General features: G+C 70.1%; 7 protein-coding genes and 1 other RNA gene. 7 read left to right on the forward strand and 1 reads right to left on the reverse strand.

Going from position 1 to position 8,428, the window contains the following annotated elements; translation table 11 throughout:
* The 6 genes from glsA to ftsZ all read left to right on the forward strand — a co-directional run.
* Window positions 1–1,892: glutaminase A (glsA, locus tag IQ216_RS08915; RefSeq protein WP_228007323.1), on the forward strand; the 1,892-nt coding region annotated here is incomplete at its 5' end.
* 61 nt (window positions 1,893–1,953) lie between these two features.
* The gene (miaB, locus tag IQ216_RS08920; protein WP_228007324.1) at window positions 1,954–3,378 is read left to right on the forward strand and encodes a tRNA (N6-isopentenyl adenosine(37)-C2)-methylthiotransferase MiaB; all 1,425 of its coding nucleotides are present in this window, start codon (window positions 1,954–1,956) and stop codon (window positions 3,376–3,378) included.
* A 29-nt stretch (window positions 3,379–3,407) separates the two neighbouring features.
* A complete protein-coding gene (locus tag IQ216_RS08925) occupies window positions 3,408–4,577 on the forward strand; it encodes a D-alanine--D-alanine ligase family protein (RefSeq protein ID WP_193815196.1) in 1,170 nt (389 codons plus the stop codon).
* Complete coding sequence (locus IQ216_RS08930) at window positions 4,574–4,984, forward strand: hypothetical protein (protein ID WP_186697087.1); 411 nt, start codon at window positions 4,574–4,576, stop codon at window positions 4,982–4,984. The genes IQ216_RS08925 and IQ216_RS08930 overlap by 4 nt, the downstream gene beginning before the upstream one ends.
* A complete protein-coding gene (locus IQ216_RS08935; RefSeq protein ID WP_193815197.1) occupies window positions 4,981–5,796 on the forward strand; it encodes an FtsQ-type POTRA domain-containing protein in 816 nt (271 codons plus the stop codon). Before IQ216_RS08930 ends, IQ216_RS08935 begins: the two co-directional genes overlap by 4 nt.
* Window positions 5,797–6,062: 266 nt before the next feature.
* The gene (gene ftsZ, locus IQ216_RS08940) at window positions 6,063–7,175 is read left to right on the forward strand and encodes a cell division protein FtsZ (RefSeq protein ID WP_225875646.1); all 1,113 of its coding nucleotides are present in this window, start codon (window positions 6,063–6,065) and stop codon (window positions 7,173–7,175) included.
* A gap of 131 nt (window positions 7,176–7,306) precedes the next feature.
* Here ftsZ and ffs read toward each other — a convergent pair.
* Window positions 7,307–7,403: signal recognition particle sRNA small type (ffs, locus tag IQ216_RS08945), an RNA gene on the reverse strand.
* A 50-nt stretch (window positions 7,404–7,453) separates the two neighbouring features.
* Between ffs and panB the strand changes: the two genes are divergently transcribed.
* Entirely contained in the window at window positions 7,454–8,266 is an 813-nt protein-coding gene (gene panB, locus IQ216_RS08950) for a 3-methyl-2-oxobutanoate hydroxymethyltransferase (RefSeq protein WP_193815200.1), read from the forward strand.
* Window positions 8,267–8,428: the final 162 nt, after the last annotated feature.

Below are 8,428 nucleotides of genomic sequence, written 5' to 3' on the forward strand. Positions count from 1 at the left end.
CTCCAGGCGTCGGCCGGCCCCGGCATCGGCCCCCTCCCCGCAGCCTCGCGATGGCCCCGTCCAGCGTCAACGCCACAGCGATCCAGGAGATTCTCAACGAGGCCCACGCCCGCTTCTCAGACCTGAAGGATGGCCAGCCGGCCCGCTACATCCCGGAGCTGGCCAAGGCCAACCCCGACCATTTCGGCATTGCCCTGGCCACCACCAGCGGCCATGTGTACAGCGTCGGAGACGCCGCTGAGTGCTTCACGATTCAGTCGATCTCCAAACCGTTCACCTACGCCCTGGCCCTGAAACTGCTGCCGGCGGGCCAGCTGCTGCAGACGGTGGGGGTGGAGCCCTCGGGGGATGCCTTCAACGCCATCAGCCTGGATGGGGCGTCAGGCCGGCCGCGCAACCCGATGATCAATGCCGGCGCGATCGCCACCACGGCCCAGGTGATGGCCCAGGCCCCGGACCATGCCGCGGCCCTGCTGCTCGACTTCTATTCCAGCCTGGCTGGCCGGCCCCTGACGGTGGATGAGGCCGTGTTCCGCTCCGAGCGGGACAGCGGCCACCGCAACCGCGCCATCGGCCACCTGCTGCGCCAGTTCGGGATCATCGGCAGCGACCCTGAGCCCAGCCTGCAGCTCTATTTTCGGCAGTGCGCCGTGTCGGTGAGCTGCCTCGATCTGGCCAGCATGGCCGCCACCCTCGCCTGCCAGGGCCGCCATCCCCGCACCGGCGTCAGCGTGATCGAGCCGCAGACCACCACCAACGTGCTGGCCGTGATGGGCAGCTGCGGCATGTACAACTACGCCGGCCAGTGGCTGCACGATGTGGGCATGCCGGCCAAGAGCGGCGTGGCCGGCGGCCTGCTGGCCGTGGTGCCCGGCCGTCTTGGGCTGGCGGTGTACTCCCCGCCCCTGGACAGTCTGGGCAACTCCGTTCGGGGCGTTGCGGTGTGTGAGTGGTTGTCTCGGCAGCTGGATCTGCACCTGTTCAACCAGCCAGCCCCGGCGGGGCGCTGCCTGCGCTCCAGCAGCGACGGCTGCCGGCGCCATTCGCGCCGCTGGCGCCAGCAGGGGGAGCGCGACTGGCTCGATCGCCAGGGCGCCCGGCTGAAGCTGCTGGAGGTGCAGGGGGTGCTCGATTTCGCCGCCGGCGAGGAGCTGCTGGCGGAGATCGACCGCCAGGCCAAGGCGGGGTCCGTGCTGGTGCTCGACCTGACCAGGGTCAGCAGCCTGCCCGCCGTGGGCGCCAGGTTGATGCGGCAGCAGCTCGGCAGCCTCGGCCCCCGGCACAGCACCGTGTTGCTCTGCATGGGCAGGCACGGGGAGGCGCTGTGGCAGGAAGGGCTGGACGTGCCGACGCCAATCCCCTGGCTGCAGACCTTCAGCAGCCTGGATGAGGCCTTGGAGCACGCCGAGGAGATGCTGCTGGCGGAGCGGCCCGCCCCGGCCGCTCCGCCCCTGGAGCAGCGGCCGGGGCTGCTGGAGCGCTTGCCACAAGCGAGTCGCAAGGTGCTCGAGCCCCTGCTGCAGCGGCGGAGGTTCCAGGCCGGAGAGCTGGCCTGCCGTGGCGGGGGCCCCGGCAGCGATCTGTTTCTGATCGAATCGGGCCGCTTCAGCGTGCTGAACGCCGTGGGCTCCGACGGGCGCCAGGATCGTCTCGCCAGCTTCGGCGCCGGCTGCTGGTTCGGGGAAGTGGCCTTCCTGGGCAGCGGCGAGGGCAGTGCCGATGTGCTGGCCGAGGCCCCCGGAAGCTGCCTGGTGCTGGGCCGCGCGGGCCTCGAGCAGCTGGAGCTGCAGCATCCCGTCGTGCTGATCCAGCTGATGCGGTTGCTCCACGGCGAGCTGGCCTGCAAGCTCGAGCGCACCAACCAGGAGCTGGTGCTGCTGGAGGAGGGCTGAAGCCGGCCCCGGCCGCCAAGGGTTGGGGGCGGCCCCGGCCGCCATGCGGGAAAATGGCGTGATGACGGCAACCCACTCCCTCCAACTGGCGCCACCAGCTGCCCAGAGCCCCGCGGGGCCGGGCCCGGGCAGCTACTGGATCACCACCTTCGGCTGCCAGATGAACAAGGCGGATTCCGAGCGCATGGCCGGAATCCTCGAGACCCTGGGCTACCGCCAGGCCAGCGCCGAGCTCAGCGCCGATCTGGTGCTCTACAACACCTGCACGATCCGCGACAACGCCGAACAGAAGGTGTACAGCTACCTGGGCCGCCAGGCCCAGCGCAAGCGCCTCAACCCCCACCTCACCCTGGTGGTGGCGGGCTGTGTGGCTCAGCAGGAGGGTGAGGCGCTGCTGCGGCGGGTGCCGGAGCTGGATCTGGTGATGGGCCCCCAGCACGCCAACCGGCTCGCCACCCTGCTGGCCCAGGTGGAGCAGGGCCAGCAGGTGGTGGCCACCGGCGAGCACCACATCCTTGAGGACATCACCACCGCCCGCCGCGACAGCGCCGTGTGCGCCTGGGTGAACGTGATCTACGGCTGCAACGAACGCTGCACCTACTGCGTGGTGCCCTCGGTGCGCGGCCAGGAGCAGAGCCGCCGGCCCGAGGCCATCCGCCTGGAGATGGAGGGGCTGGCGGCGCGGGGCTTCCGCGAGATCACCCTGCTCGGGCAGAACATCGATGCCTATGGCCGCGACCTGCCCGGCATCACCCCCGAGGGCCGCCGCCAGCACACCCTCACCGACCTGCTGCACCACGTCCACGACGTGGAGGGCCTGGAGCGGATCCGCTTTGCCACCAGCCACCCCCGCTACTTCACCGAGCGGCTGATCGATGCCTGCGCCGCCCTGCCGAAGGTGTGTGAGTATTTCCATATCCCCTTCCAGAGCGGCGATGACGCCGTGCTCAAGGCGATGGCCCGGGGCTACACGGTGGAGCGCTACCGCCGCATCCTCAGCCGCATCCGTGAGCGCATGCCCGATGCGGCGATCAGCGCCGATGTGATCGTGGCGTTTCCAGGCGAATCCGAGGCCCAGTTCCGCCGCACCCTGGCCCTGATCGAGGAGATCGGCTTCGATCAGGTGAACACCGCCGCCTACTCGCCACGCCCCAACACCCCTGCCGCTGACTGGCCTGATCAGCTCAGCGAGACCGTGAAGGTGGAGCGGCTGCAGGAGCTCAATGCCCTGGTGGAACGCACGGCACGGCGGCGCAGCGCCCGCTATCAGGGCCGCCTCGAGCAGGTGCTGGTGGAGGGCCCCAACCCCCGCCAGGCCAGCCAGTGGATGGGCCGCACCCGCACCAACCGGCTCACCTTCTTCAGCGCTCACCAGCCGGCCGGGGCCGGCCCTGGCTCAGGGGCTCCGGCCGTGCAGGCCGGCGATCTGGTGAACGTGCGCATCGAGGAGGTGCGGGCCTTCTCGCTGAGCGGCACACTGGCCTGAGTTACAGCCCGGGATGGCTGCCCGCCGCGATGACCCCTGCCCCAAGCCAAGGCCGGATCCATGTGGGCCTGATCTTCGGCGGGGCTTCCGGCGAGCACGCCGTCTCCATCCGCTCGGCCGCCACGGTGGCCGCCGCCCTGCGGGCTGAAGCCAATGCCGCTCGCTACGCCCTGAGCTGTTTCTACATCGACCAGCGCGGCCGCTGGTGGGGTCCGGAACTGGCCGACCAGGTGCTGGCCCAGGGCACTCCGGCGAACGCGACCCAGCTCGCTCCCGGCACGGAACGCTCCGGCTTCCAGGGCTTTCCCGATGCAGCCCTGGCGGTGCAGGTGTGGTTCCCGGTGCTGCACGGCCCCAACGGCGAGGACGGCACGATCCAGGGCTTGTTCGCCCTCATGCAGGTGCCGTTCGTGGGCTCCGGGGTGCTCGGTTCGGCCGTGGGCATGGACAAGCTGGCCATGAAGGCCGCCTTTGCCGCCTCAGGACTTCCTCAGGTGCCCTATGCCGCCGTGAGCGCCGCCGAAGTCCAGAGCGATGCCGAGGCCGTGCTGGATCGGCTGGAGGCCCAGCTCAGTTACCCCTGCTTCGTGAAGCCCGCCAACCTGGGCTCCTCCGTGGGCATCAGCAAGGCCAGGGATCGGCCCTCGCTGCTTGAGGGCCTGCGCGATGCCGCCGACCTCGATCCGCGGGTGGTGGTGGAGCAGGGCGTCACCGCCCGGGAGCTGGAGTGCGCCGTGCGCGGCGGCGGCCCCAGGCCCTTCAGTGCCTCGGTGCTGGGGGAAATCCGCTTCGACGCCGACTGGTACGACTACGAGACCAAGTACAGCGATGGCAGGAGCCGCACCCTGATCCCCGCACCGGTGCCGGAGGCGGTGGCGGAGCGGGCCCGCAGCATGGCTGTGCAGGCCTGCGAGGCCCTGAACGCCTCGGGGCTGGCCCGGGTCGATTTCTTCTACGCCGAGGGCGAGGCGGGGAGCAAGGCTGAGGGCGAGGCGGGGAGCGAGACGGCGGGTGGCGGCCTCTGGCTCAATGAAATCAACACCCTGCCTGGCTTCACCAGCCTCAGCATGTACCCGATGCTGTGGCAGGCCACGGGCGTCGACCTGGACACCCTGGTGGATGAACTGATCCAGGCCGCTCTGGAGTGGCCTTCCCCTGCCGACCCGGCCCCAGCACGCTTCAAAGGAGTCTCCCCATGATTCACGGCTTGCTCTGGCTGCCACTGCTGCTCGTCTTCGTGCTGCTCACGTCCCTGGGCTGGCTGGAGCGGCGGCGGCAACAGCTGTTCCGGGACTGGGCCGAGGGGTCCGAACTGGCGAAGCTCGACGGCTGCGGTGCCGCCCGGCTGGTGGACGGAGTGCTGAGCTGGAGCACCTTCGATGCCGGCGCCCTGGTGGAGCAGGACTCCTTCAGCATCAAGCAACTGGAGCTGGTGGAACTGCTGGCGCTCGGATCGGGCGAGGCGCCCCTCACCGAGGAATCCCAGGGGGCCTGCCGGCTGCGCCTGGTGGGGGGCGGCGCCCAGAAGGATCTCCCCTTCGCCGATGCCGAGCGAGCCCGGCGCTGGATGGATGAACTGATGGCCAGTTCCCGCTGCGAGCTGTGAGTCCGTCCAGGCCCCTTCCCCCAGGAGCTGAGCGCAGACGCCAGCTGCGCCTAGAGCGCCGCCGCGAGTGGCTGCGCAACGGCTGGCGGCTGCTGGTGCTGCTCGGCCTCGCCGGCGGCCTGGGCTACACCCTGCTGCGCCAGGGCTGGACCCTCAGCGACCCGCAGCAGGTGGAGGTGCTGGGCAGCAAGCAGGTGGGCACCGAGCAGGTGATCGAGGCTGCGGGGCTGACCTTCCCCCAGACCCTGCTCAGCCTGGAGCCCAGCCAGGTCGCCGCCTCTCTCGCCGAGGCCCTGCCCGTGGAGGAGGTGCGGGTGACGCGGCTGATGGCACCGCCACGGCTGCAGGTGCAGCTCACCGACCGCCAGGCCGTGGCCCGCGCCCGGCGGCGCACCGCCCAGGGCAACGAGACCGGCTTCGTGGATCGCTCCGGCTACTGGATGAACAGCCGCCAGGGGGCGCTGATGGCCGATGCCGCGGCTTCGGGCCTGCTGGTGAGCGGCTGGCAGTCGCGGCTTCGGCCGGTGCTGGCTGAGGTTCTGGAGCGCCGCGACGGCCTGGGCAGCGATCTGCTGGAGATCCGTTTTGCTCCTGATGGAGGCCTGTGGCTGCGAAGCGCCAGCCTGGGGCTGGTGCGCCTGGGGCCAGCCGACGCCCAGCTCCCCCGCCGCCTGGAGGTGCTGGCTCACCTCGTCAAGACCCTCCCAGCGCAGCTCAAGGGCAAACCACTCAGAACTCTCGACCTCACTGATCCGGAACAGCCCGAGCTCGCCCTCAAGAAAGCGCCGACAGCCAAGCCCGCTTCCCCTTGAGCCTCTGCTCAGCACCGGTTGATCGGGCCTTCAACCGGCTTGGCCACGACACGGGCTCACCGATGTCTGTCGGCAAAAGAGCAAAGGGTCGCCACCGAACAAAGTCATGGTGGCCACTTGCGGACATAATGCGCCCAGCTCACCGGCATTCCAGCCCCATGGCGCAAGACGACGGCCCCAATTCCGTGCCGCCGATCCAAACGGGTGATTCGATTACTCTGCCTGCGAGCCCGACGGCCAATGGTGCCCTCGCCAACCGCGACGCGATGACCCATACCCCGACCCATGCCGCCGGCATTGTTCCCAGCCAGACGGCCCGGATCGAGGTGATCGGTGTAGGTGGTGGCGGCAGCAACGCCGTGAATCGGATGATTGCCTCTGAGCTGCACGGGCTGGGCTACAGGGTGCTGAACACCGATGCCCAGGCGCTGCTGCAGTCGGCGGCCCAGAAGCGCACTCAGCTGGGGCAGAAGCTCACCCGTGGTCTCGGTGCCGGTGGCAACCCGGTGATCGGCCAGAAGGCCGCGGAGGAATCCAGGGCTGAACTGCAGGAGTCGCTCCAGGGTGCCGATCTCATCTTCATTGCCGCCGGCATGGGCGGCGGCACCGGCACGGGCGCGGCGCCGATCCTGGCGGAAGTGGCCAAGGAGGTGGGGGCGCTCACCGTGGGCATCGTCACCAAGCCGTTCGGATTCGAGGGCCGCAAGCGGATGCGCCAGGCCGAGGAGGGCATTGCCCGGCTGGCCGAGCATGTCGATACCCTGATCGTGATCCCCAATGACCGCCTGCGGGACGAGATCGCCGGCGCTCCCCTCAATGAGGCCTTCCGCGCCGCCGATGACGTGCTGCGCATGGGCGTGAAGGGCATCAGCGACATCATCACCAAACCTGGCCTGGTGAACGTGGACTTCGCTGACGTGCGCTCGGTGATGGCCGATGCCGGCACCGCCCTGCTGGGCATCGGCGTGGGCTCGGGTCGCAGCCGCGCCAGCGAGGCGGCCCAGGCCGCCATGAGCAGCCCGCTGCTGGAGTCGGCCCGCATCGATGGCGCCAAGGGCTGCGTGATCAACATCAGCGGCGGCATCGACATGACCCTGGAGGACATGACCACGGCCTCGGAGGTGATCTATGACGTGGTCGACCCCGACGCCAACATCATCGTGGGCGCCGTGGTGGACGAGCGGCTGGAGGGCGAGATCCATGTGACGGTGATCGCCACCGGCTTCGCAGGTGGCACCACCTACCGCCCCGAACGACCGGCGGTGAGCTTCGCCACCAGCCCGCCGTTCACCCCCACTCCCACACCCGAAGAGCGCGGCGCCAAGATCCCGCCGTTCCTGCTGAACCGCCAGACGCGGCCGGGTGATCAGGAGAGCTGAGGGCTACCGCCGCCATCGCTTAGCAGCTCCAACAGAGAGCCCAATCAGACGTGAGTGGTGAACTCCGCCGGCCGATCCATTCATGGCCGCGCTGGCGGTGCGGCACGGCTGCGGATGGGCAGCCCGGAGGGGGTGACCCGGATTCCACGCCTGCCCTGAGCATCCCGTGTGGCTGCTGCCTTCCGGTCCTGACCAGGTTTGGGCGTCTGGGCCGCGTGGGTCCGAGTCGTGTGGATGCTAGCAATGGCCCCCTCCCTCTCGCCCTGCGCCCCGTGCCCGTGCGCCCCGCCGATCTGGCCCGTCGCAAACAGGCGGGCCTGCCGATCACCGTGCTCACCGCCTGGGATGCCCTCTCCGGTGCCCTCGTGGCCGAAGCGGGGGCCGATGCGGTGCTGGTGGGCGATTCGCTCGCCATGGTGGTGCTGGGCCACCCCACCACCCTGCCGGTGACCCTCGACGAGATGCTGCATCACTGCCGCGCCACGGCGCGCGGCATCGCCAGTGCCTGCGCGGCGGGCCATGAACCCCTGCTGATCTGCGATCTGCCTTTCCTCAGCTATCAGTGTCATCCCGATGACGCCGTGGCGGCCGCCGGCCGGGTGCTGAAGGAGAGCCCCGCAGCGGCGGTGAAGCTGGAGGGTGCTGAACCCGAAACCCTGGCGGTGATCGACCGCCTGGTGCGCAGCGGCATTCCGGTGATGGGCCATGTGGGGCTGACGCCCCAGTCCGTGCACCGCACGGGCTACCGGCGCCAGGCCACCGATGCCGCCAGCCGTGAACGGCTGCGGACCGCGGCCCGCGCCCTGGAGCAGGCCGGCTGCTTCGCCCTGGTGGTGGAGCATGTGCCGGCGGAGGCCGCCACAGAACTCAGCCACACGCTCACCATCCCCGTGATCGGCATCGGTGCCGGCGACAGCTGTGACGGACAGGTGCGGGTGACCGCCGACCTGCTCGGGCTCACCGGCAGCCAACCGCCCTTCAGCCCGCCGCTGCTGCAGGGTCGCTCCCTGGCGCTGGAGGCGCTGCGCCTGTGGCTTGCAGCCCAGAGTCGTCCATCCAGCACCACAGCTCCCGCAGCACCGCATTGCTGAGGGCCAGGCCCTGGGGATCACTCAACCGCCAGCGCTCCCCTTCCAGCAGCAGCAGCTCCCGGGCCAGCCAGGGCTGCAGCCGTTGCCTGAGCTGGCCCAGCTCGGCCCTGATCCTCTGTTCCTGCCAGCCCTCAGCCCGCAGCAGCTGGGCAGGCCGCACCC

Source organism: Cyanobium sp. LEGE 06143 (assembly GCF_015207535.1).
Lineage (GTDB): Bacteria > Cyanobacteriota > Cyanobacteriia > PCC-6307 > Cyanobiaceae > NIES-981.